The organism is Arthrobacter rhizophilus (assembly GCF_026241105.1).
Taxonomy (GTDB): Bacteria; Actinomycetota; Actinomycetes; order Actinomycetales; family Micrococcaceae; genus Arthrobacter.
On the sequence record NZ_JAPFFT010000003.1, the window covers coordinates 86449 to 108086 of the forward strand.

At 61.5% G+C, this 21638-nt stretch carries 24 protein-coding genes; 4 read left to right on the forward strand and 20 right to left on the reverse strand.

Translation table 11 applies throughout. The features are described from left to right. Positions 1-30: 30 nt before the first annotated feature. The 3 genes from OOZ51_RS04430 (at position 31) to OOZ51_RS04440 (ending at position 3243) form a co-directional block, all read left to right on the forward strand. Complete coding sequence (locus tag OOZ51_RS04430; RefSeq protein ID WP_265977752.1) at positions 31-1347, forward strand: magnesium transporter MgtE N-terminal domain-containing protein; 1317 nt, start codon at positions 31-33, stop codon at positions 1345-1347. After that, entirely contained in the window at positions 1344-2690 is a 1347-nt protein-coding gene (locus tag OOZ51_RS04435; RefSeq protein ID WP_265977753.1) for an LCP family protein, read from the forward strand. The genes OOZ51_RS04430 and OOZ51_RS04435 overlap by 4 nt, the downstream gene beginning before the upstream one ends. Positions 2691-2949: 259 nt before the next feature. Further along, positions 2950-3243, forward strand: a complete 294-nt coding sequence (locus tag OOZ51_RS04440; RefSeq protein ID WP_265977754.1) for a hypothetical protein — start codon at positions 2950-2952, stop codon at positions 3241-3243. A 126-nt stretch (positions 3244-3369) separates the two neighbouring features. Here OOZ51_RS04440 and OOZ51_RS04445 read toward each other — a convergent pair whose 3' ends face one another. From OOZ51_RS04445 to OOZ51_RS04485, 9 genes are all read right to left on the reverse strand, one after another. Continuing rightward, positions 3370-4011 carry a cation diffusion facilitator family transporter gene (locus tag OOZ51_RS04445; protein ID WP_265977755.1) on the reverse strand — a complete coding sequence of 214 codons (642 nt, stop codon included), beginning with the start codon at positions 4009-4011 and terminating at the stop codon, positions 3370-3372. A 27-nt stretch (positions 4012-4038) separates the two neighbouring features. After that, a complete protein-coding gene (locus OOZ51_RS04450; protein ID WP_265977756.1) occupies positions 4039-4818 on the reverse strand; it encodes an enoyl-CoA hydratase/isomerase family protein in 780 nt (259 codons plus the stop codon). 11 nt (positions 4819-4829) lie between these two features. After that, on the reverse strand, positions 4830-6065 hold the full coding sequence (gene paaE / locus OOZ51_RS04455; protein WP_265977758.1) for a 1,2-phenylacetyl-CoA epoxidase subunit PaaE: 1236 nt from the start codon (positions 6063-6065) through the stop codon (positions 4830-4832). A 10-nt stretch (positions 6066-6075) separates the two neighbouring features. After that, complete coding sequence (gene paaD, locus OOZ51_RS04460; protein ID WP_265977759.1) at positions 6076-6615, reverse strand: 1,2-phenylacetyl-CoA epoxidase subunit PaaD; 540 nt, start codon at positions 6613-6615, stop codon at positions 6076-6078. Positions 6616-6623: 8 nt separating this feature from the next. Then, on the reverse strand, positions 6624-7562 hold the full coding sequence (paaC, locus tag OOZ51_RS04465; RefSeq protein ID WP_265977761.1) for a 1,2-phenylacetyl-CoA epoxidase subunit PaaC: 939 nt from the start codon (positions 7560-7562) through the stop codon (positions 6624-6626). Further along, the gene (gene paaB / locus OOZ51_RS04470) at positions 7559-7876 is read right to left on the reverse strand and encodes a 1,2-phenylacetyl-CoA epoxidase subunit PaaB (protein ID WP_265977763.1); all 318 of its coding nucleotides are present in this window, start codon (positions 7874-7876) and stop codon (positions 7559-7561) included. Before paaB ends, paaC begins: the two co-directional genes overlap by 4 nt. Beyond that, complete coding sequence (gene paaA / locus OOZ51_RS04475) at positions 7873-8868, reverse strand: 1,2-phenylacetyl-CoA epoxidase subunit PaaA (RefSeq protein WP_265977767.1); 996 nt, start codon at positions 8866-8868, stop codon at positions 7873-7875. The genes paaB and paaA overlap by 4 nt, the downstream gene beginning before the upstream one ends. Before the next feature lie 369 nt (positions 8869-9237). Beyond that, positions 9238-9624 carry a hypothetical protein gene (locus OOZ51_RS04480; RefSeq protein ID WP_265978043.1) on the reverse strand — a complete coding sequence of 129 codons (387 nt, stop codon included), beginning with the start codon at positions 9622-9624 and terminating at the stop codon, positions 9238-9240. Between the two features lie 227 nt (positions 9625-9851). After that, a complete protein-coding gene (locus tag OOZ51_RS04485; RefSeq protein ID WP_265977769.1) occupies positions 9852-11549 on the reverse strand; it encodes a sensor histidine kinase in 1698 nt (565 codons plus the stop codon). 251 nt (positions 11550-11800) lie between these two features. Between OOZ51_RS04485 and OOZ51_RS04490 the strand changes: the two genes are divergently transcribed. Continuing rightward, a complete protein-coding gene (locus OOZ51_RS04490) occupies positions 11801-12574 on the forward strand; it encodes a response regulator transcription factor (protein ID WP_265977770.1) in 774 nt (257 codons plus the stop codon). Positions 12575-12586: 12 nt separating this feature from the next. Here OOZ51_RS04490 and OOZ51_RS04495 read toward each other — a convergent pair whose 3' ends face one another. From OOZ51_RS04495 to OOZ51_RS04545, 11 genes are all read right to left on the reverse strand, one after another. Further along, complete coding sequence (locus tag OOZ51_RS04495; RefSeq protein ID WP_265977771.1) at positions 12587-13042, reverse strand: Hpt domain-containing protein; 456 nt, start codon at positions 13040-13042, stop codon at positions 12587-12589. A 125-nt stretch (positions 13043-13167) separates the two neighbouring features. Beyond that, a complete protein-coding gene (locus OOZ51_RS04500) occupies positions 13168-14052 on the reverse strand; it encodes a type II secretion system F family protein (RefSeq protein WP_265977772.1) in 885 nt (294 codons plus the stop codon). 8 nt (positions 14053-14060) lie between these two features. Continuing rightward, on the reverse strand, positions 14061-14993 hold the full coding sequence (locus tag OOZ51_RS04505; protein ID WP_265977774.1) for a type II secretion system F family protein: 933 nt from the start codon (positions 14991-14993) through the stop codon (positions 14061-14063). A gap of 7 nt (positions 14994-15000) precedes the next feature. Next, positions 15001-16521 carry a TadA family conjugal transfer-associated ATPase gene (locus OOZ51_RS04510; protein WP_265977776.1) on the reverse strand — a complete coding sequence of 507 codons (1521 nt, stop codon included), beginning with the start codon at positions 16519-16521 and terminating at the stop codon, positions 15001-15003. Further along, entirely contained in the window at positions 16522-17715 is a 1194-nt protein-coding gene (locus tag OOZ51_RS04515) for a CpaE/TadZ family protein (protein WP_265977777.1), read from the reverse strand. Continuing rightward, positions 17712-18461: a Flp pilus assembly protein CpaB gene (gene cpaB / locus OOZ51_RS04520; RefSeq protein WP_265977778.1), complete on the reverse strand. Its 750-nt coding sequence runs from the start codon at positions 18459-18461 to the stop codon at positions 17712-17714. The genes OOZ51_RS04515 and cpaB overlap by 4 nt, the downstream gene beginning before the upstream one ends. A gap of 34 nt (positions 18462-18495) precedes the next feature. Further along, positions 18496-19527 (reverse strand): pilus assembly protein TadG-related protein, encoded by a 1032-nt coding sequence (locus OOZ51_RS04525; RefSeq protein ID WP_265977779.1) that lies wholly within the window; start codon positions 19525-19527, stop codon positions 18496-18498. Next, positions 19515-19889 carry a TadE/TadG family type IV pilus assembly protein gene (locus tag OOZ51_RS04530; RefSeq protein ID WP_265977781.1) on the reverse strand — a complete coding sequence of 125 codons (375 nt, stop codon included), beginning with the start codon at positions 19887-19889 and terminating at the stop codon, positions 19515-19517. The genes OOZ51_RS04525 and OOZ51_RS04530 overlap by 13 nt, the downstream gene beginning before the upstream one ends. A gap of 125 nt (positions 19890-20014) precedes the next feature. Then, positions 20015-20239 (reverse strand): Flp family type IVb pilin, encoded by a 225-nt coding sequence (locus tag OOZ51_RS04535; protein WP_265977782.1) that lies wholly within the window; start codon positions 20237-20239, stop codon positions 20015-20017. 48 nt (positions 20240-20287) lie between these two features. Next, complete coding sequence (locus tag OOZ51_RS04540; RefSeq protein WP_265977783.1) at positions 20288-20515, reverse strand: Flp family type IVb pilin; 228 nt, start codon at positions 20513-20515, stop codon at positions 20288-20290. A 399-nt stretch (positions 20516-20914) separates the two neighbouring features. Then, positions 20915-21556 (reverse strand): PAS and ANTAR domain-containing protein, encoded by a 642-nt coding sequence (locus tag OOZ51_RS04545; protein WP_265977784.1) that lies wholly within the window; start codon positions 21554-21556, stop codon positions 20915-20917. Positions 21557-21638: the final 82 nt, after the last annotated feature.

Sequence of the window (21638 nt, forward strand, 5' to 3'; positions counted from 1 at the left end):
AAGCCCCCTTCACCCGAAAGGCTCCCAGCAATGAGCAACACCCAAGACATCACCGGCGCACCACGCTTCATGCTTTCAACACTCGTGCGCCAGCCCGTCCTCGACCCCAAGGGCAACCAGATCGGCGTCCTGGCCGACGTCATCGTCCGGCTCCGCGACGGCTCCTACCCCACGCTCAGCGGCCTGGTCATCGACGTGGGCAACACCCAGATCTTCACCAGCGTCGAAGACCTGGCCGGCATCGAGGCCGACCGTGTCCGGTTGCGCACCACCAAGCTGGATCTGCGCCCCTTCAGCCGCCGCGAGGGCGAAGTCCTGCTCAAGGAAGACGTCCTCGGACACCGGCTCATCGACACCGAACGCACCATCATGGTCAAGGCCTACGACATCGAACTCCGCCAGACCGCAGACTCCTGGGAGGCCACCGGACTCGACGTCCACAAGCCACGCTGGTTCAGGACCGAGCGCAGCCACAAGCCCCACGCCCCCCGCGACTGGAACCAGTTCCTGCCCCTCATCGGCCACAAGGACTCCAGCAAGGTCCGCTCGGATCCGGCACGCTTCCGCAAGATGAAGCCGGCCCAGATCGCCGACCTCATCGAGGACTCCTCCGACACAGAGCAGCACGAACTCCTGGCACAGGTCCACAACGACCCCGAACTCGAAGCGGATGTCTTTGAAGAGCTCGACGACGACCGCCAGTCCCGCATCCTGAAGGACCGCAGTGACGGGGACGTCGCGGACGTCCTGGCCCACATGCGCGCCGATGATGCCGCCGATGCCGTCATGGACCTGCCACAGGAACGCCGCAAAGCGGTCCTGGCCCTCCTGCCCCCAACCCAGCACGCCAAAGTCATGGCGCTCCTTGGCTACCACGACGCGACCGCCGGCGGGCTGATGGGAACCGACTACACGGCACTGCCCTCAACCACCACCGTGGCAGAGGCCATCAACAGCGTGCGGACCGCCACCGCCCAACAGCCGGAAGCACTGACCACCATCTATTCCCTCCACCCGGACGGAACCCTCGCAGGCGTCATCGGCCTGGTCCAGGCCCTGCAATCGGACCCAAGCAAAACCCTCGGCGACGTCGCCGACCCCGAGCCCGTCAGCGCACACCCCGGCGATGACATCATCGAAGTAACAACCACCATGGCCGACTTCAACCTCCTCACACTCCCCGTGCTGGATGCCGAACGCCGGATTCTCGGCGTCATCACGGTTGATGACGCCCTGGAAGCGGCGATTCCGAACGACTGGGCCCGCCGCGAACACAACCGCGCGGCTCCCGGCAGCAACCACGCCCAGACCCAGACGCGCACCAGCCAAAGTGAAAGACCCCGATGATTGAACCCAACAACCCGCAACGGCTGTCGCTGTACGAGCAACTCCTGAAGCGTGACCGGGACCGCAAGTTCCGCCGTCGCAGGATTGTCTTCGTCGCCGCGCTGACCGCTGCCGCACTCGTAGTCGGCGTCATCGTCTATGTGGGCGGGACCGTGCTCGGTTTCAACGCAAACCTCCACCGCTCCGACGCCCTGAACGGCCAGGATGTCCCGAAGTTGAGCAAGGACACGAACATCCTGGTCATGGGATTGGATACCCGGGTTGACGAGAAGGGGCAGCCTCTTCCGCCGGAAATGTACGACGCACTCCATGCCGGGGACCAGAGCATCGGCGGCTACAACTCCAACGTCCTGATGCTCATCCACATCCCCGCGGACGGATCCAAAGCCACCGGAATCTCGATTCCCCGCGACGACTACGTCCAGGTCAGCGGCATCCCCGGAAACGGGCCCTTCAATGCCAAGATCAAGGAAGCCTACGGCTACGGGTTCGACGCCGCAAAAAGCTCGCTGATCAACGCCGGCAAGCCCGACGACGACACCACCTACCAGGCAGCGCGCGACGCCGGACGCAAGGCCGAGATCGCGACCGTCACCCAGTTCCTGGGCGGCGTGCACGTCGACCATTTCATCGAAGTCACCATGGCCGCGTTCTACCAGACGGCCCAGGCCATCGCACCCATCACCGTGTGCGTCAACCGGGCCACCCAGGACACCTTCTCCGGGGCAGACTTCAAAGCCGGCATGCAGCAGATCGACGCCAAACAGGCCATGGCCTTCGTCCGGCAGCGCAGGGACACCACCGACCCGAACTACCAGTTCTCCGACCTGGACCGTGAACGCCGCCAACAGGCCTTCATCACCTCCGTGTCCCGCCAGCTCAAGCAGGCCGGAACCTTCACCGACATCGGCAAAATGCAGGGCGTGCTGAACGCCGTGAGCAAGAACATCGTTGTCGATTCCGAGCTGAACCTCATCGAACTGGTCCAGCAGGCAACCTCCCTGACCGGCGGCAACATAGCCTTCACCACCCTGCCGATCACCGGTTTCGGCACGTCTCCTGACGGCGCGTCCATCAACACCGTGGACATCAACGAAGTGCAGGCAACCGTGAAGGAAATCCTCACCCCAGCCCCGCCGGCCACACAGCCGGCACCCGGTACCAGTACCACCGCCCCGGAACCGGCTCCGGCTCCCGCGAATGCCGCACCTGAAACCGCCGCGCCCGCCAACCCTGCCTCAGCAAACCCGGCACCGGCCAACCCGGCACCGGCCCCGACGACCAGCACGTATGCCGACTCAACGGGAGCCCTTCAAGGCGGCACGATCCCCTGCGTCAAATGAAAGCAATCCCGGGGCGCGATTCAAGAGCGGATCTGACGAGCTGTCCACGCGAACGCCTGCCAGGATCGGACGCTGCCTAGCCCGACCAGTGGCCTTCCGTCAGAGCGGGATCAGGATAGCGGCCGAGCCATCCTCCGGCGACCATCGTGGAGCGATTCCTGTTGCACGGGATGACCCCTGGGAGGACACTCATGAAGTACCCGGAAACACACCGGAAGGACGGACAGGACTACCTGGTCATGGAAAGAAGAACCAAGACATGAGCACCCGGACAACGAAAGCGGAAACCCGTAACCTGATGCCCGGGATTGCCCAGTCGCTCATCTTCATCCTCGGAGCGGTCGTCTACGGGATCCTCGCGTTCACGGCCGCGAAGCCGGTGTTGTGGGTCCTGTACGCCGTGATCGCCGGATGCGCCCTCACCCTGGCTTACGGTGTCTTGGATTACCGCGCCAAAGGAACCCCCAAACCCCGATGGATCACCCCGATGGGATCCTTCACCCTGATCGCCGCTATCGTCTTCGGTTCCCTTCACAACACACTGATCCGCTAGCCGGCGGTTTGTTGGTTCTTTTTGTGGGCGAGCCCCTAGTGCTATCTCTTCTCGTTCGGTGGACAGCGGGGGCTGAAAAGGCCGGACGAGACCGAGCGATGACGTTTTATTCAAGGTGCACCACGCTCAGGGCCGCGAGGCACTTCGCCGATGCGCGCGCAGAGCCTGAAAGATTTCGAGCAGCAACCGGACCGCGTGATATCCCACCACGACGGCGATGATCGCCGCGACAACAGGATCAAGCCAGTAAAGGCCGCTCGTCACGTAGATGACGGCACCGGCCACGGCAACCCCGGCCGCTGCCGCGGCATCGCCGGCGGTATCAAGAAGGACCGCGCGCATGTTCAGATCACCGCCGGCCTTGTTGTCGCCGTCACCGCCGAGGATGAGGGCACCCGCGAACATCACAACGGCGGCGATCCCGCTGACAATGAGCACCGGCAGCCCGTGGACCTCACTGGTACCGGTGAGGAGGCGTCCGGCTGCGCCCACCAAAATCGCGACGCTCAAGACGAGCAGCCAGCCGGCGTTCACCCCTGCCGCCCAGGTGGTGGCCATCGGATATCCCTGGGGACGCTTTGGGGTCGGCGGCAGCTTTGATACCCGCACGGCCAACAACGACACCCCGATGGCAGCAGCATCGGCCAGGTAGTCCGCGCCCTCAGCGAGCACGCCCAGCGAGTTCGCCGAGATTCCCACGACAACCAACCCGGCCACCAGCACCAGGTTCAAAATCAGGACGACGCTCAGCCGACGGACACGAGTCACCCCTTCAGGGTAACCATCCCGGACGCACTACCCCTTGAAGACCGGCGCCCGCTTCTCCTGGAACGCCCGGAAGCCTTCGGCGTAGTCCTCGGTCTTGCACAGGCGTGCCTGCTCGTCGTTCTCTTCGGACATGGCTGCCCACAGGCCAAGGCGCTGATCGCGGATGTGGGCCACCAGCTCCTTGCTGGCCGTGAACGCACCTGTGGCACCCGCCGCCACCCGTTCCACGATGATCCGTGTGGCCTCCAGCAAGGCGTCATCAGGCATGACCCGGCTGAACATGCCCTGCGCCACGGCCTCGGCACCGCCGATCAGATCCGCGGTGTAGATGAGGTCCAGTGTCCGGTGCATGCCCAGGCGTTCCGTGAAGTACCAGTGCCCGCCCGAGTCCAACGTGGCACCCAACTTGGCGAACGGCGAACCGAACTTGGCATTCTCCGCCACATAAACCACGTCCGTGGCCAGCAACAGACCGAGCCCGACGCCCAGGCACGCTCCATGCGCAGCCGCGAAGGTCGGGGCAGGGAAGGCTGCCATCTTCTTCAACAGGGGCTCCACAAGCCCACTGAGGTAGGCCTTGGCGTCGTCGCTCTCCGGCCTCACGCCCGCAATGTCCCGTCCGGCGCAAAAGGCGCGGCCCTCTCCGCGGAGGAGCAGCGCCCGCACCATGCCGCGAGAGGCGGCGGCAGCGGCGTCGTCGTACGCTGTATCCAGTTCCGCGAGCGCTGCCTCGTCAAGCGAATTCAGCTTTTCCGGGGCGTTGAGGACAATTTCGGCGATGCCGTTGGCGATGGAGAGCTCGATCATTCGTTTATTCCTTAGACGTCGAAATCGACCGTGACGGATTCACTGGTGGGGTGGGCCTGGCACGTGAGCACGTAGCCCTTGTCCAACTCATCCTGCTCCAAGGCGTAGTTCTCGTCCATGCTGACCGTCCCAGTCACCAGTTTGGCGCGGCAGGTGCCGCACACGCCACCGGCGCACGCGAACGGAACGTCCGGGCGGACGCGCAAAGCCGCGTTGAGGATGGATTCCCGGGCGTGGGTGGGGCTGGCGACATCGCCGGTCAACCCATCCAGCTTGAAGGTGATCTTGAACGTGTCCTGCGACTCGTCCTCCACAACCGGCCGGCCGGCGTTGCCCTCGGGGCGGTCCGGGCGGCCGGTGGTGAACAGCTCGAAGCGCACGTGCTCGGGCTCAACGCCACGGGCAGCCAGGGTATCGCGGCACAGCTGGACCAGCTCGAACGGCCCGCACAGGAACCATTCGTCCACATCCTCCGCATGGATGGCGGTGCCCAGCAGTTGTTGCAGCTTCTCGGCGTCGATACGTCCCGTCATGAGCGGCGCAATGCGCTGCTCGCGCGACAACACATGGTGCAGCGCCAGGCGCGACGGGTACTTGTCCTTCAAGTCCGCCAGTTCCTCGAGGAACATGACGTCCATGGCGGCCTTGTTGGCGTAGATCAGGTCGAAGCGCGTGTCCGGGTTCGCGGCCATCAGGGTGCGGGCGATCGCGATCACCGGGGTGATACCGGAACCGGCGGCAATGGCCACGAAGGAACCAGCGTCGCCAAACTCACCTGCCATGTTCTGCGGATTGTTCATGGAGTTCATGACATTCTGCTGGACAGTCCTGCCGTCCTTGCCATGTTTGGAAATGAAAGCGCCCATGGGGCTCATGACGTCCAGCGTGTCGCCGGCCTTGAGTTCGGCATTCGCCCACGTGGAGAAGATGCCGCCCAGGTCCTTCTTGATGGCCACGCGGATCTCGCTGCTGCCGTCCGCGAAGCTGCGTGGCTCGGCGCAGATGGAGTAGCTGCGGCGGACCTCGTGCGGCTCCCCACTTTCATCCGGAAGCGTGGTCCGCAGCGCCACGTACTGGCCGGGAAGATAGTCATACTGGCCGGCGAGCTCGGCCGGAACAGCGAACGTGACCTCAATGGCGTCTTCAGTCAGGCGGCGGACTTCCGAAACGCTGAGGGAATGAAAAGACGCACGACGGCGGCCGGTGGCCTGTGCCTGTTCGGCTGCGGTCTGGCGGACAACGGGCATGTCAGATTCCTTACAGGACTTTGAAGTAGTCGAACGGTTCCCTGCAGTCCTGGCAGACAAAAAGCGCCTTGCAGGACGTGGAACCAAAGCGGGTGAGTTCCTTGGTATTCAGCGAAGAACACTGGGGGCATTTCACGGAGAGGTTGAGCCGCACAGGGCCCGAGTGGCCGCCGGCTGCTGCTTTGCCACTTGGAGGAGCGATGCCATATTCCTGCAGCTTGGCCTTGCCGTGCTCTGTCATCCAGTCCGTGGTCCAGGCCGGGGCAAGGACCAGCTCGACGTAGACACTGGGGTAGCCCTCTTTGTGGAAGACGGTCTTGAGGTCGTCGCGGATGGCGTCCATGGCGGGGCAACCCGAGTAGGTCGGCGTGATGGTGACCTGGACAGCGGGGACCAGCCCGCCGTCGTCGAACAATTGGACGTTACGGAGGATCCCCAGATCCTCAATGGTGAGGACCGGAATCTCCGGATCGCAGACCGTGGCTGCGATGCCCCAAGCCTTCTGTTCGGCGGTTTGCTTGGTCTTAGCGCTTGTTTCCTGAAGGAACATGTCCACCGTCACCAGCTTGCGCCGGGATGTTCGCGGGCAAGCACCTGCATCTCGGCGAGCAGGTAACCCAAGTGCTCGGAATGCTTGCCCTGGCGGCCGCCACCCAAGGATTGCGGGATGGCTCCGAGCTTGAGGTCCTCTTCGAGGCCGGCTTCGCTCAGGATTTCGCCCGTGAGCTGGTCGAAGTCCGCGCGGAGGCTGGAGGGCTGCACGCCTGCTCCGCTTTCCGCGAGGCGGGCCGTGAGCTCATCGTCTTCGAAGAGTTCTTCGACGTACGGCCAGACGAGCTTGAAGGCCTGGACAATACGACGGCGGGACTCTTCCGTTCCGCCGGCGAGCCGCAGCACCCACTGGGCGCTGTGGTCACGGTGGTAGTCGACCTCTTTGAGGGCCTTCGCAGCGATGGCCGCAATAGTGGCATCCGTGGAGCCGGTGAGCCGCTTGTAGAGCTCGAACTGGTAGTAGCTCACAATGAACTGCCGGGCGATGGTGACGGCGAAGTCACCGTTCGGCTGCTCGAACAGGTGAGCGGAACGGAACTCGTGCTCCCGGCGGAAGTAGGCGAGATCGTCCTCGGACTTGTCCCACGCCGCACCGGCGTAGGTCAGGAAGGAACGTGCGTGGCCCAACTGGTCGAGTGCGATGTTGCCGAGGGCGACGTCTTCCTCGAGCTCCGGCGCGCGGGAGATCCAATGGCCCAGGCGCTGGGCCAGGATCAAACCGTCGTCGCCGATGCGCAAAGCGTATTCCGCGACGTCTTTTGTGGGCTTGGTGGTGCCGCGGCGGATTTCGAGGGCGATATCTTCCGGGCGCAGGGCGTTCCCCGGAGTGATGCGGGTGGCGCTGGCGGAACCGTCTCCAGAAGCACCCGCTCCCCGGACGCCGACGGAGATGTCGCCGTGGCCTTCGATGGCGAAGTCCGTGTTGTTTTGTTCGGGCGTGCTCACAGGTGCTTCACGCCCTCGCTCTTGGTGTAATACGTCGCGTGGCGGTAGTCCTTGCCCTGCGGAGATTCGAAGAAGGAACCCTTGGAATCCGGGTCGCTCGAGGAAATGGCCTCGGCAGGAACCACCCAGATGGACACGCCCTCGTTGCGACGTGTGTACAGGTCACGGGCGTTGCGCAGCGCCATCGCCGCGTCAGGAGCGTGCAAGGAGCCTGCGTGGACGTGGGACAGGCCGCGGCTGGAGCGGACAAAAACTTCCCAGAGGGCCCAAGGGGTTTCGTGGGGCTGGGTGGACTGCGAGTCGTTGGGGATCATGCTGCGTGTTCCTTTTCTGCTTGCTTCCGCGCGTATTCGGCGGCGGCTTCGCGGACCCAAGCGCCGTCGTCGTGCGCTTCACGGCGGCGCTCAAGCCGCTGCGCGTTGCAGGGACCCTTGCCGGCCAGAACGTTTTTGAACTCGTTCCAGTCCAAGGGGCCGTGCTCCCACTTCTTGGTTTCCTCGTTGAAACGGATGTCCTTGTCCGGGAGCGTGAGGCCCAGGACCCTGACCTGCTCCACCATCATGCCGACGAACCGGCTGCGGAGCTCATCGTTGCTGAAACGCTTGATGTTCCACGCCATGGACTGCTTCGAGTTGGGCGAATCGTCGTCCGGCGGACCGAACATCATCAACGCGGGCGCATACCAGCGGTTGACGGCGTCCTGGGCCATCTCCTTCTGGGCAGGGGTGCCGTTGGACAGTTCAAGGAGGATCTCGAAACCCTGCCGTTGGTGGAACGACTCTTCCTTGCAGACACGTACCATTGCGCGTCCATAGGGGCCGTAAGAAGCGCGGCACAGGGGAACCTGGTTGCAGATCGCGGCACCGTCAACCAACCAACCGATCGCACCCATGTCCGCCCAGGAAATCGCGGGGTAGTTGAAGATGGACGAGTACCGGGCTTTGCCGGCGATCAGGTCGCTGGTCATCTTGTCCCTGCTCTGGCCAAGCGTTTCCGCGGCCGAGTAGAGGTACAAGCCGTGGCCTGCCTCGTCCTGCACCTTCGCCATGAGGATGGCCTTGCGCTTGAGGCTCGGAGCCCTGGTGATCCAGTTGGCTTCCGGCTGCATGCCGATGATCTCCGAGTGCGCATGCTGCGAGATCTGGCGGAGCAGGGTCTTGCGGTAGGCCTCCGGCATCCAGTCGCGGGGTTCGATGCGCGAGTCCTCGGAGATGATGCGGTCAAAGTACGCCTGACCGGCCGCCTCCCGCTCTTGCTCTTCCGGGGACAGCTCAGCGGGCACAGACTGCAGATTCTGCGATGCCATGGTTGCTCCTAAATATTTACCGACCGTTCGTTCAGAATATGCGGAAGGCGCGAGATGCGTCAAGCGTATGGGCCGGCGGGGCCCGGCGGGGCCCGGCGGGGCCCGGCGGGGCGAGGGGGCCGGGCCCACGGCGCGGGGTGGGCCGCCGCTCGGGCCGGGTTGGGGGCTAACGAACCGGGCGCTGCGGATCGACGGGACGCTCGCTCATATATATGGGCAAAAGCCGGGACGCTCGCTCACATCAAGTGAGCGAGCGTCCGCAGGAAACAACCTAAAGGTGAGCGAGCGTCCGGGGGCGGCGAGCGCCATTCAAAAGTGAGATCTCGGCGTTTTCACGCGCCCAAGGGGTTGAGATCTCCCGCCTGGGGGTCAAGCCATCGCCGGGGCCAAAACAGGTCGCGGCGCCAGTTGCTTCCGCGCCCAGCGGGCCAGCTTCTTGCCCTTGCCTTTCCACCAGTTGTCCTCATCCTTGTCGTGGTGCCAGCGGAAGATAATCATCACCATCACAAGGACTCCCATGGCCACGTCCATCCAAGACCAGAGGACAGCCTTGGCCAGCACGCTCACGCCCATGACGAGAATCGACGGCACTGCCAGGGTCCTGAAGATGGTGCTGGCCACGTAGCGACGATGCGATCGGGGTACGGACAGGGCACGAACCATGTCGAAGCACAGGCATACCACCACCATTGCCTGGCCCAGGTCCATCAGGATCAGCCCGGGCAGCGACCCCGCGAACATGGCAGCGGATTCCATTCCCGCGCTCAACGGACTGCCTCCGTCGCATTGTGACGCGGAAGGAAGACAACAGGATTGCAGGAAACACACATACGGAAAACCCCCAGAGACCAGGAACTGCGCTTGAGACCAACTGGGTTCCATTCAATCCGCTGCCTCTAGGGCCGGTCACGAGTAGTGGGTACTCTACTTTAACTAGTTGGCTACCTGCACGGAGAGCAACTACCCGGTCCGGAACAGGGTTGTTACAGTGCCGGCGCGTCTGTCCGTGAAGGCTCCTGGGGCGGACCAGCCGGCAGCGCCACCGTGAAGGTGCTTCCACCACCGGGCTTGCTGCTGCAAGTGATGCTGCCTCCATGGCGTTCCACGATGGACTTGGTAATGGACAGTCCGAGGCCAACGCCTGGAATCGCCGCCTGACGGGCAGCGTTTGTCCGGAAGAACCGGGTGAAAATTCTGGTCGACTCGTCCATGGTCATGCCCATTCCCGTGTCCTGTACCTCAAGCTGGACCCAGCCGTCGTTCCGCTCTGCCCTTATCGTCACTAATCCGCCACCCGGCGAATACTTGATGGCGTTGGAAACCAAATTGTCCAAGGCCTGTCCCAGCCTCAAGGGGTCGGCATTCGCCCACAGGGGTGCCGGTACGTCGGCGACAAGGCCCACGCGGGCAGCGTCGGCCTGCGCCCGTGCAGAAACCAAGCTGTTTTCCACCAGCCCAGCCAAATCAGTGCGCCGTGGATGCACGCTCTGGACGGCGACGGCTGACAAAAGGAGGTCCTCAACCAGGGCACGGAGCCGTTCGGCATTGCGTTCCGCGACTTCCAATCCGATCCTCGTAGCTGGTTGGAGCTCTTGGGCGCCGCGGAGCACAAGATCGATGTTGCCCAGGATCGACGTCAGAGGCGAACCGAATTCGTGGGAAACGTTGGCAACCAATTCGTCCTTGGCCGCAAGGGCATCGACAACATCCGTCACGTCCCTGAAAACGATGACCGCACCGCCAAACCCGTCGTCGAGGTCGTTTTTCATGCCCCGGGCGGCGGAAGAGATGGCCCGTTGTTCGGTACCGGCGCCGAACCAAAGAAGATAGTCGGAAAATGTTTCCCCTTGAACGGCCCTTTGAATAGGGCCCTTTTCACGTGGAAGCGGCGTCCGCCGGTCCTGGCCGAAAACCAGCCGGTCTTGTTCCGCGGCCCCCGGCGAGCCTTCCGCCGGCATTGCCATCTCTAGGAATGCCTTTTGTTGGTTGTTGACCAGAAGGGTTTTGCCCTTCGAATCGACGGCGACAATTCCGACGTCGATCGTGTCCAAGATTGTCTTGAGCAGCGTTTCCCGCTCCCGGCTAGCGGCCAACAATTGCCGCAGGGCCTGATCCCGCTGGTTTACCCGCCGTTGTTGGAGGCGGGCATTGGAGCCGGCCAAGCGGACGGAGACTGCCACCACGAACATCATGAGCGGTAAAAGGACCACCGAGGAAAGGTCAGATGGGGTGGGATTTGGCAGGTGCGAAATAACTGGCGGGAGGGCAATGAAGAAAGGACCCACAAAGCTGAGGATCATGCTCGTCCTAGAAAGCATGCCCGAGGCAGACAACCAGATCACGGGAAAGATAGCCAATGTGGCGAGGCCCGGTATCGAGTTGAAGGCGCCGTTTCGCGTGAAGCATAGGGCGACAAGATCCAAAATGGGGATCGTCAGGCTCAGACTCGGTGCCAAGCGCTCCCATGGGACCAGTAGGCAGCCCAGGAACAGGATCCCGTGAAGGGAAACCCCGGTTACGAATAACCAATTCTGGATTAGTCCTGGCCACAAAGTAGGGGCTGCGATCGCCAGGCCTGTGACGATGAACGTCACCGGCAATTCACAGACAGCCAACCGGGCACGGGGTGTGAGTTTTCTGAAGAAACGGGCGGCCGCGCGGAAGAATGACTGCTCGCTCAAGTCAAGACCCTTCGTTGGAGATTCGCGAACCAATTACTGCGTCGAGCGATTCCCGAAGGAGCGCCCGGAGTCATCTATTCCCCCAAGGAACAACAATACGACGGTCCCGAACGATCAACATGGAAGTTCGGAGCGCGCTTAATCCACATATTAGATGCCAGATGACCGCAATGCTTGTATCGTGAGTATTTGGGTGACATTTACCGCGTTGCGCTGGGCTTTGCGGCGATGTGCACCCTCGAGGATGTCCAATGAGCGAGCCTGGGGTAGCTGTAGTCATTGAGGATGACGAAGACGTACGAAATTTGGTTGACGCCATCCTCAAAGAAGCTGGATTTGTGGTGCACTCTGCCGCCACCGGACGCGAAGGCGTGGAAGTGGTACGGGATCACCGCGCCTCCGTGGTAACGCTTGACGTCGGACTTCCGGATATGGATGGCCACGAGGTCCTGCGGCGAATTCGGCAATTCAGCGACGCATATGTCGTGATGCTGACGGCCAGGAACGACGAGCCGGACACGTTGACGGCCTTCCTGACCGGTGCAGACGATTACGTCAAGAAGCCGTTCTTGCCGCGTGAATTGAGGGCCCGGGTCACCGCCATGATGCGCCGGCCTCGCGCGGAAGGCCGGCTTGCCTTGCCGGAGGAAGATCGCGGCGGCCTTTATGCCGGTTCAAATGGGGCCAACCAAGCGGTGATAAAGCACAATGGCTTGGCACTGAACTACAAATCACGCACGGCTACCCTTCAAGGTTCAGCCCTGACGTTGACGAGAAGCGAATTCGATCTGCTCCTCGACCTGCTCCGGGCCAAAGGGGAGGTGCGGACCCGCGCCGATCTCGTCAAGGCAGCGCGCGGTGATTACTACGACGACGATGCGTATATCAGCGAATCCGACGAACGGGCTGTTGAGACCCACATTGGGAACCTCCGCCGAAAGCTTCGCGAAGATCCACAATCACCGCGCTTTTTTCAGACCGTCCGAGGCGTCGGGTATCGGCTCACGCCGAAAATACCGGACTAAGCGGCTCGGACGTCAGCCGTTCCGGAGTACATAGCTGTCCTTTAGTTCCAGGACCGTTTGGTGCCCGCATTCTGCAACTTGCTTGAGGAGGGGCCGGGCTTCACGCAATTCGCTTTTTCGAATGCGTTCCTCCAGTTGCGCTGCAAGTACCGCGAGGCGAACCCCGCCAACCATGATGGAAGAGGTCCTGAGGCTTAGGACCGCGTTCAGTGCCGCCGCCACGTCACCGTGCTCGACGGCGGATGCGAGGATTTCGTATCGCTTTCCCCAGAGTCTTGCGAAGTCGCCGGCAAACGTGCGCGCGATCAGCGGATTGTCCACTTGATCTTCCAGGAGTTGGAATTCTGCCAGATCCAGTATGGGATGTTCGACAAGCGGGCCTGCGGGCAGCCCGTTGGAGTCGTCGGCCGAGCTTGTATGGCTCGGATCTGAATCCTCGTTGACCTCGCTGGAACCTGAACTGAACATAGCCCAATGCTACTTTCTGAATTTCGGAAAAACCGAACTTATGCTTATCTTAAGGAAATCTTAGGCCTTTCCTGATTTACCTCCTTTTGATCGAGTGTGCTAATTCAGCGAATGCGTTATTGCGCTCAGCCGCCACTGAAGGTAGCTATCGTGTTGATGACGGCCGGACCCAGGATGGCGATGAACAGCACCGGGAAGATGAAGAACAGAAGAGGGAAGAGAATCATCACTGGAAGCTTCATCGCCTTCTCCTCTGCACGTTGGCGGCGCTTTACCCTCATGACCTTCGCTTGCACCCTCAGGACCCGGCTGATGGCAATGCCGTATGTGTCCGCTTGAATCACGGCCTGCACGAAGCTTCGGAGTTCCGGAACGTTAGTGCGTTCGGCCAGTGCCAGATAGGACTCGCGGCGGCTCCGTCCAACCTGCATGTCCTGCAGCGTTCGCACCAACTCCTCAGCCAAAGGTCCCTTTCCATTTTCTCCGGCGCGGGCCATTGCTCCTTCAAAACCGAGGCCCGCTTCGACGGATATCAGCATTTGGTCCATGGTATTTGCGAGTTCCAATTGCATGGCTTTTTGGCGCTCTTTTCCTTTGCTGTACAGCAGCAGATCCGGGATAAAGTAACCAAGCAAAACAACAAATATCCCCACGAGCTTGATGATCCCGCTCGAACTGTTGGCACTGATGAACAAACCAAGAAGTGCTCCGCACAATCCGAGTAAGGGCTTAGCTGCGAGGACGCGCCCCAAAGGGAGCGACGGCGGACGGCCGGCCAACGAGAGCAGCCGATCTAGCTTCTGGACGTAGCTTCCAGGGGTCAGTCGGTAGCCAATGAACTCAAGTGCACCGCCCCGACTCTGCGGACCGACCTCAGCAATGTTGGCGCCCCTCGTCAATAGCACCCGGACGGCGCGTTGGGTCTTTCTGTCAGTCGACAGGAATGACCAAGCTAGGTAGGCAATAGGCAGGGGAACTAGGAGCAAGGACAGAAGAAGAGAGGGATTCACGCGTCACCTCAAAACTTCAAGTCGATGATTTTGCGCATCCAGAGACCGCCAATGGTCATCATGATGGCTGACCCCGCCAACATTCCCCAACCGAGCGGATGGGTGAGCATCACGTCCATGTAGCCGGGATTGACAACCACGAGCATGGTAACGATGCCGAAGGGAAGCGCCATCAGGATATATCCCGAAAACTTGCCCTCCGCTGCCAAGGATTTGATGTGTCCCTTGATCTCGCTGCGTTCGCGTATGGTCTCATTGACTTGGTCCAGGACCTCTGCGAGGTTTCCGCCCACCTCGCGGTTGATTTGGATGGCTTGTGCTATCCACACAAAGTCCTCACACCGCATTCGCTCGGCCGCATCGTTAAGCGAGGCTTGGAGATCGCGGCCAAGACTTGTCTCTGTGATGATCCGGCGCATTTCCTCGGCCGTCGGGCTGGCCGATTCAGTGGCCGCGGCGTCGATCGCACGAAGTATGCTGTGCCCGGCCCGTAAGCCACCAGACAGTAGTTGGAGGGTGTCGCCGAGCTGACCATCGAATTTCGCGCGCCGTTTGCCGCCCAGGGAGCTGAGGACGAATCGTGCCACAAGAGGTGCCGGGATGAAAAACAAAAAGGCCACCAATGGGCCTCCGATGACGAGACCGATCAAGGCACCGACTAATGCCCCGGAAATCACGAGGATGAAGAAGTCCGCCTGGCTCATTCTCAGCCCGGCATTCTCCAGTTCTTCACGGTTGAAGAGCCGGATGTTCCGCCTGGTCAGGAATCCATGAAGTACCTCGGCGGTGGAACCTGCAAAGCGCGTCAGCTGCGAACCTGGGCCTACTTGGTAGGGCCGCCTCCGATCCAATGGCACCTCGGGGGCTTTCGGCAGGATCACAGCCACCCCGAAAAGCAGGATGGCTGCAAGCATCAAGGCCATTCCGGTCAAGAGCGTCATGTTGCGTTCACGTCCTTGCTGCTGTTGCCAAGGGAGCGGCAAATACCCCGGGAGAAACGTGGATACCCAGGTCATCGAAGCGGTCGATGAACCGCGGACGGATGCCCGTGGGCACCGGCCTTCCAAGAAACATCCCGTGGGCGTCGACTCCCGCCGAGTAGTCGAAAACAAAAGCGTCCTGGAGGGTGACGATGTCGCCTTCCATGCCTTGCACCTCGGTCACATGCGTGATGCGGCGCGTTCCGTCCCGCAAACGGGAGATTTGGATGATGAGATTCACCGCTGACGCTATTTGTTCGCGGATTGCTCGCAGTGGCAGGTCCATGCCTGCCATAAGTACGAGGGTTTCAAGGCGCGCCACTGCGTCCCGAGGGGAATTTGAGTGCACCGTTGAGAGGGAACCGTCGTGACCGGTGTTCATGGCCTGCAGCATGTCGAGGGACTCCCCGCCGCGGACCTCACCGACGACGATCCTGTCCGGGCGCATGCGAAGGGAGTTCCGGAGTAACTCCCGGATGGTCACTTCACCCTTACCTTCGGTGTTCGGTGGCCTGCTCTCAAGCCTGACAACATGTTGCTGCTGGATCTGCAGTTCCACGGCATCTTCAATGGTGACAATGCGGTTGTCCTCCGGGATGAAAGATGACAGGACATTCAACAACGTGGTCTTGCCGGTTCCGGTACCTCCGGAAACAATGATGTTCAGTTTCGCCTTGACGCAAGCATTGAGGAGCTCGGCCATCTCTGGCGTGAGCGTGCCGAAATCGATCAGGTTCCTGATGGTCAACGGTATTTTGCTGAATTTTCGAATCGTCAGCGACGAGCCTCCAACCGCTAGCGGAGGGATCACGGCATTGACGCGCGAGCCGTCTTCAAGCCGCGCGTCGACCAGCGGGGATGACTCATCGATCCTCCGCCCTACCTTCGAAACGATGCGTTCAATGACCCTCCTGAGATGGCCTTCGGAGCTGAATCCGGAATCCGTGAGGGTCAGCTTGCCCTTTCGTTCGACGTAGATCTGGTCCATCCTGTTGACCATGATTTCCGTGACTTCCGGATCGTCCAGCAAGCGTTGGAGCGGCCCGTAGCCAAGGACGTCGTCCGCCACGTCCGCCACGAGCCGGCTGCGCTCGTCCGCAGACAGCGGGACCTGCTCGGCGTCGATGATCCGGGTGAGCTCTTCCCTGGCAGTTGTCCGCAACTCATGTTCGCTCACGCTCGAGTCGTTGAACCGCGCCCCGAGCCGCTCGAACAATGCCGTGGCGGCGCGCCGCTTGAGGGCAGCGAAGGCATCAACCGGTTGCTGAGCCCTGGGCTTTGGCGAGTCCGGGATATCGGCCAGCTTGACTGACGTGTTGGGTTTTGCAACACGGATAGGCTTCCCGGCGGGATTTGGCCTGATTTGCTGAGTGGACTCAGCGAATGTTGGTTTAGGCACAGAGAGCGTGCTCGGGCCAAGTTCTCCCCCCGCGCCGGCGGACGCTTCGACCTTGTCTTCGACCGCATGGATACGTTCAGACAGCTTCATCTAGACCACAACCCTTCTGTGCATTTTGCGCTGCGCTGTGGCGCGCCAGGTCGGATTGAAGCGCTCCACAAGCTGCTTGAGTCCCTTGACGGCCGGATCCTTCACCGCTTCCTGGAGCACGGGAATGCCGCGGTTGGTGGAGAACGCAACGGCCTTCGAGCGAGGGATGCTGACGTCAACCGGGGCACCGACGGTCGATTCGACGTCCTGGACCGACAAGCCTGACTTGGAATCAGCCATGTTGAGCACCACGTGCCGGGTTTCCGGTAACAGGTTCAACTTGCGGAGAATGTCCAGGCCGGAACGAAGGCCCCGGACGCTTGGAACATCCATGCCAGTCACCCACACAGCGTCCGAGCATTGCTCGAGGGCAGCGAGCCCGATTTCGGGTAATCCGGGTGCAGTGTCCACAACCACATACTGGAACTCCTGGGCCAGCTGTTCGAGCAGCCGGCCAACCTGTTCCGGCGAGATCTCGTCTGCTTCAACAGGATCCTTCGGTGCGCACAAGGCATAGATGCTTGCCGGGTGGACGGTGAGAAAGGCCTTGAGTACCAGTGAATCCTGGCTGGCGGACGGAGTAACAGCGTCGGTAACGGTGTGCTCGGGATTGAGGTAAAGCCCGGACGCGACATCACCGAATTGCAGGTCCAGATCCACGATCACCACGCCCATCGGCGCTATCTTGCCTAGCCCCACCGCGATGTTCGTGGCGATTGTCGTCTTGCCCACGCCACCCTTGGGGGAAAAGACGCCGATCACCAAGCCCTTCGGGGACCCCGGTTGCTTGGGTTCCATGGTGCGCTGACGGCTCGCGAAAGACTGACACGCGCGCTCAAGCATCACCCGTATCTGGGCAACGTCCGCAGCTGGGCTCATGATGTCGCGAATGCCGGACCGCATGGCTTGGAGGACGAACCCAGGATCCAGTTCACTGACGAGAATCACACTCAGCTCGGGCAACTGCACATCGAGAACCGTGGCCAGGCGAAGGGCGTCCTCCACGGGCACGTCGGGTCCCAGAATCAGCACTTCGAGTTGTTCCTGGTTGAGCGCGCCGAACAATTCGGCCGGATCAGCCGGCAAGACGCTGGTGAAAAAGGTCTGCACGCTTCCGGGCAGGCCACCCGCAACAGCTTGGCGCAAACGTTGGTCAAAGTCAGTATTGGGAGTTATCAGGACGAAGCGGCTCATTTGTATACCCCGCTCTGCTGCATGACGGTGGGGCCACTGTCTTTGGCATCCAACGGCTCTTTGCTGAGCCAGATCTTTTCGAACTCGGCGGCGAAGACAATCTTGGATGCGTCCAAATCATTTACGGCAACGGTCAGCAGGAGGGAGCCGGTGGGAAGTGCGCTGTCCCTGGATCCTGCCGCACCGGAACTGGGATTCGGCGTCGCTTGTGCACTCGCTGCCGCTTGAGGGGCGCGTTGGACCAAAGTCACAAGAACCTTGTGAATCGCCAGTTCGGTAGTTTGCTTGTCGCTCGACATGGAGATGAATATTCCAATGTGGTCACCAGGAACCAGCAGTCCCCCGACCACCCGCTGGGGTTCCAGTTGAAAGGAGACCTCCTGGAGCCCTGCGGGCACCTTGACGTTCCCAGGAGTCTTGAGTGCATCCGGGGCCACCAAACGTTCGGCCACCAACGTCTCGCCAGGGACGAGGTCAACGGCAGCGACCTTGCCCGCTGAGTCCCCAAGGGTGTGTAGTGCCGAGGTTGGGACCGCCGATTGCGGTAGTTGCTGGGTAGCCAGGGAGTCCTTCATGGCGTCTACAGAGGTACCGGCAGGGATGGCCGCCTTGACCACCAACACGTCAACGGGGGCCAGGTTCTGGACGGCCCGTTGATCCGCTCCTTGCGCGTAGGAGAATACGAGAATCACCCCGACGACGGCCAGCAGTGCCGCTGCCGATCCGGCCAACAAGCGTGACTTCACTTACTACTCCTGTGCTCAAAGAATGGGATGAAAACTAGTTGGTGAGGCGCGCGATGGTGGCCCCGTAGGCGTCTACAGGCCCCAGCGAGTAGCCATCTGCCAGCGAGACGTACTTGACGAAACTCCCAATGATTCCGCGGCAATTTCCGGTACAGGAAAGCGCTGAAGGGACATCGGGACTTGTGTTGCGGAACGTGTCCGGGAGAGAGCTGTTGCCGCTGAACTTCCACCCCGTCACTTTGAATGCGGCGAATGACACGAGGTGATAAACAGCCCCGCTGCCCGTACCTGTCACCCCGTCGAAGACCGGTAGCAGAACGACGACGTCGCGGCCAGCGGTGAGGGTATCGGCCCACTTTTGAAGGGTGGCCGCACAGTTACCTGGCGAACTGTTCCCCGGGGCGCTGCCGCCCTCACTGACCGCGAGGTTGATCGTCCCTCCGCACGCACCGGGATCTTGCGTGATCCAGCCGAAACCCCCAGGCACGGTGGTGCCGGAAGGGCCGTAATTGCAACTGGGGTTGGCGCCCGAACCGTGGTCCTGAAGAAGCTGGAGTGCTCCGCCGATATATCCCTGCACCTGGCAGATGGAATACGTGAGGGGAAAGGGGGTTCTGCCTGCGACGGCACTTCCCCATTGAACGCTGGAAGTGGTCACAACGTCCGTGGTGTTGACTCCAAGGACACGGGCGAAGAAGAGCGAGACGGCGTTCGGCGCGCCGCCTGCCTGCTGGGCCCCGGCGGTCACCGTTACTTTGCGGTTGGACAGGTCCAGGCTGACCGACTTGACGTTGTTCAAGCCGTCGACAGCGTTCTTGTTTGCGACATCAGTGGCGATTTGGGACGTGGCCGAGCAATTCGGATCGCTCGTATTCGCAGCGCATTTCTGGGCTACCGCGAGGGCAGCCGCATCGGATCCGTTCTGCACTTGCGCCCTTTCCGAGTACAGCATTCCCGCATCCACAGCCAGGGCCGCGAACCCGAGCAAGACGACCAGAGCGAGAGCGATCAGGACCGCCACTGCCCCGCGCTCGCCATCGTCGTCACGGACCATCAGCCGCTGCATACCATGACTCCTACTCCTTGCATCGGGAATGGACCGGCGATTCCCGTGAGGGTGCTGAGCGTGTATTTGATGGTTAGGGTCATTTGGGCACCGGAGCTGCAGCTGGCGGGACCGAAGGTGAAGTTCGCATCCGCCAGCTGTGGGTTCAACGACACAGCTGCGTTCTTCGCCGCTGTCTTGGCGGCCGTCTGGTCATTTGAGATTGCCATGACCCGGACTCCTTCGCGGGCTGCATTTGAGAGCGACACCTGGACGTTGTAGGCCCTGCCGAATTCCATGATTCCCAGGAGCAGCATGATCAGGACTGGTGCCAAGATGGCGAACTCGACCGCCACGGCACCGCGCTCTGATGCCCTCGGCATACTGTTGACCTTCCAGAGAACGGATTGTTCGAATCAAGCAGAGTGGCGGCCGCCTGAATGCCGCCGCCACTCGGGAATTGCTTGTTGTGCCGGTATTGCCTCCCGGGCACTGTGCGGTGCCACGCCTAAGGGCACGTACCGGTGCCGGCGGTCGTTCCTGCGGCGTACGTTTTGCCAGCCACGGAACACTGGACGTTGGTGAATGTGTCTTTGACCGTCCCGCCCAGTAGCGTGACGGCGACAATGATGACAACAGCGATGAGGGAAACCATAATGCCGTATTCGACGGCGGTGGCACCGGTTTCGTCACGCCTCGCGTGAAACGCGGACTTTAGGAAAGCGGAAAGCATTGATGCTCCTTGTTGTCTGGTACGAACGGCCGGGTAGGAAGCAACCTCCTAGGGGCAGGTGGCCGTACCAGCGGTTGTCCCGGCGGCGTAGGTAGTCTTGCCAGCCACGGAACACTGAACCTTGGTGAATGTGTCCTTGACCGTCCCGCCCAGCAGCGTGACAGCGACAATGATGACAACGGCAATGAGGGAAACCATGATGCCGTATTCGACGGCAGTGGCGCCCTTCTCGTCGCGACGGATGCGAGATGCGGCATTGGAGAAGAAAGCAAACATGTGAAACTCCTGAGCGAGTTAGGGGATGCGGGCTGGTCCAGCACCAACCCACTAGCAACGTAGCAAGGCCCAACTCCCCGTGGCGCAGTCCTTGGGACATCCTGTGGCAAGACTCGCGATCCTGCGCATTTCTTGTGTTAAAACTGGGAAAACCTCCGGTCTTGGGCAACCCTGCCGAGCGAAATCCAAGGTGAGAAGATAGCGCCTCCGGATTGCCGCCGTCGGACGCTAAACGACTGGTCGCGGCACTTCCAGTGGACGCTCGCTCACCTTTAAGGCCAAAATGGCGAACGCTCGCTCACGCTCAAATCGTCAGGTGAGCGAGCGCCCGCGGAAACACCGTTAAAGGTGAGTGAGCGTCTGGGGGCCCGAGGGCTCAACGGCCGCAGCGCTTTGCGCCTACGACTGGTCGCAGGCCCGGAGAACCCGAATGAATTCGTCCACCGTTTCCGGTCCCTGATCGCTATCAGCCAAGCGAACAAGTTGGGAGGCGAGGATTGCGACTTTGACGTTGGTCCGGCTGCTGCCGCTGATAAGCAATTTGAAGGCAGCATCGGACGTGATGAGCAAGCGTCCCATCAGGATGCCGCGCGCCTGATGGATGACACCACGCGTGGCATTGGCACCGGCGACGGCGTCGCGCGCGGCCTGTTCGGTTTCCCGGCGGAGGGTTGACGTCAGATCGATCGTGGCGCCCTCCAACGTTGCGACCATCCCCGAGGCGCCCAGATGCCCGTGCCCCGCCGTCAGCACGCGTCGGGTATGTCCATGCGCGTCAATTATCCGGTGGTAGATGCAGAAGTGTCCGCCGTCGCGGAATACTTCATCGAGGATCTCGATAGTCCGCGCCCTGTCATCGGGGTGCTTGTGGGATATCAGCAGCTCGAACGTCGGGACAACTTCCCCTCGCTGGTAGCCGTGGAGGTTGAACAGTCCGTCGGACCACTCCGCTTTGCCCGAGAGGGGATCAAAAAGGAAGGTTCCGGCCAGAAACCCCGCGCCGCCCAGCGCACTTGAATACGTACGGGGGCTGTCCACCATGGCGCAAAAACCCACTTCCTAAGCGTGCTTATTAATCAGCAAGGCTCCAGAATACAGCGCGCGAACAGAGATTCCGGACTCC

Coding starts and splice junctions, on each gene's coding strand:
- OOZ51_RS04510 (WP_265977776.1), bottom strand. CDS start 16,521: ATGAAGCTGTCTGAACGTATCCATGCGGTCGAAGACAAGGTCGAAGCG.
- OOZ51_RS04545 (WP_265977784.1), bottom strand. CDS start 21,556: ATGGTGGACAGCCCCCGTACGTATTCAAGTGCGCTGGGCGGCGCGGGG.
- OOZ51_RS04495 (WP_265977771.1), bottom strand. CDS start 13,042: ATGTTCAGTTCAGGTTCCAGCGAGGTCAACGAGGATTCAGATCCGAGC.
- OOZ51_RS04490 (WP_265977770.1), top strand. CDS start 11,801: ATGAGCGAGCCTGGGGTAGCTGTAGTCATTGAGGATGACGAAGACGTA.
- OOZ51_RS04505 (WP_265977774.1), bottom strand. CDS start 14,993: ATGACGCTCTTGACCGGAATGGCCTTGATGCTTGCAGCCATCCTGCTT.
- OOZ51_RS04535 (WP_265977782.1), bottom strand. CDS start 20,239: ATGCTTTCCGCTTTCCTAAAGTCCGCGTTTCACGCGAGGCGTGACGAA.
- OOZ51_RS04430 (WP_265977752.1), top strand. CDS start 31: ATGAGCAACACCCAAGACATCACCGGCGCACCACGCTTCATGCTTTCA.
- paaA (WP_265977767.1), bottom strand. CDS start 8,868: ATGGCATCGCAGAATCTGCAGTCTGTGCCCGCTGAGCTGTCCCCGGAA.
- paaE (WP_265977758.1), bottom strand. CDS start 6,065: ATGCCCGTTGTCCGCCAGACCGCAGCCGAACAGGCACAGGCCACCGGC.
- OOZ51_RS04515 (WP_265977777.1), bottom strand. CDS start 17,715: ATGAGCCGCTTCGTCCTGATAACTCCCAATACTGACTTTGACCAACGT.
- paaD (WP_265977759.1), bottom strand. CDS start 6,615: ATGTTCCTTCAGGAAACAAGCGCTAAGACCAAGCAAACCGCCGAACAG.
- OOZ51_RS04540 (WP_265977783.1), bottom strand. CDS start 20,515: ATGTTTGCTTTCTTCTCCAATGCCGCATCTCGCATCCGTCGCGACGAG.
- OOZ51_RS04450 (WP_265977756.1), bottom strand. CDS start 4,818: ATGATCGAGCTCTCCATCGCCAACGGCATCGCCGAAATTGTCCTCAAC.
- paaB (WP_265977763.1), bottom strand. CDS start 7,876: ATGATCCCCAACGACTCGCAGTCCACCCAGCCCCACGAAACCCCTTGG.
- OOZ51_RS04440 (WP_265977754.1), top strand. CDS start 2,950: ATGAGCACCCGGACAACGAAAGCGGAAACCCGTAACCTGATGCCCGGG.
- OOZ51_RS04480 (WP_265978043.1), bottom strand. CDS start 9,624: ATGGAATCCGCTGCCATGTTCGCGGGGTCGCTGCCCGGGCTGATCCTG.
- OOZ51_RS04530 (WP_265977781.1), bottom strand. CDS start 19,889: ATGCCGAGGGCATCAGAGCGCGGTGCCGTGGCGGTCGAGTTCGCCATC.
- OOZ51_RS04435 (WP_265977753.1), top strand. CDS start 1,344: ATGATTGAACCCAACAACCCGCAACGGCTGTCGCTGTACGAGCAACTC.
- OOZ51_RS04525 (WP_265977779.1), bottom strand. CDS start 19,527: ATGCAGCGGCTGATGGTCCGTGACGACGATGGCGAGCGCGGGGCAGTG.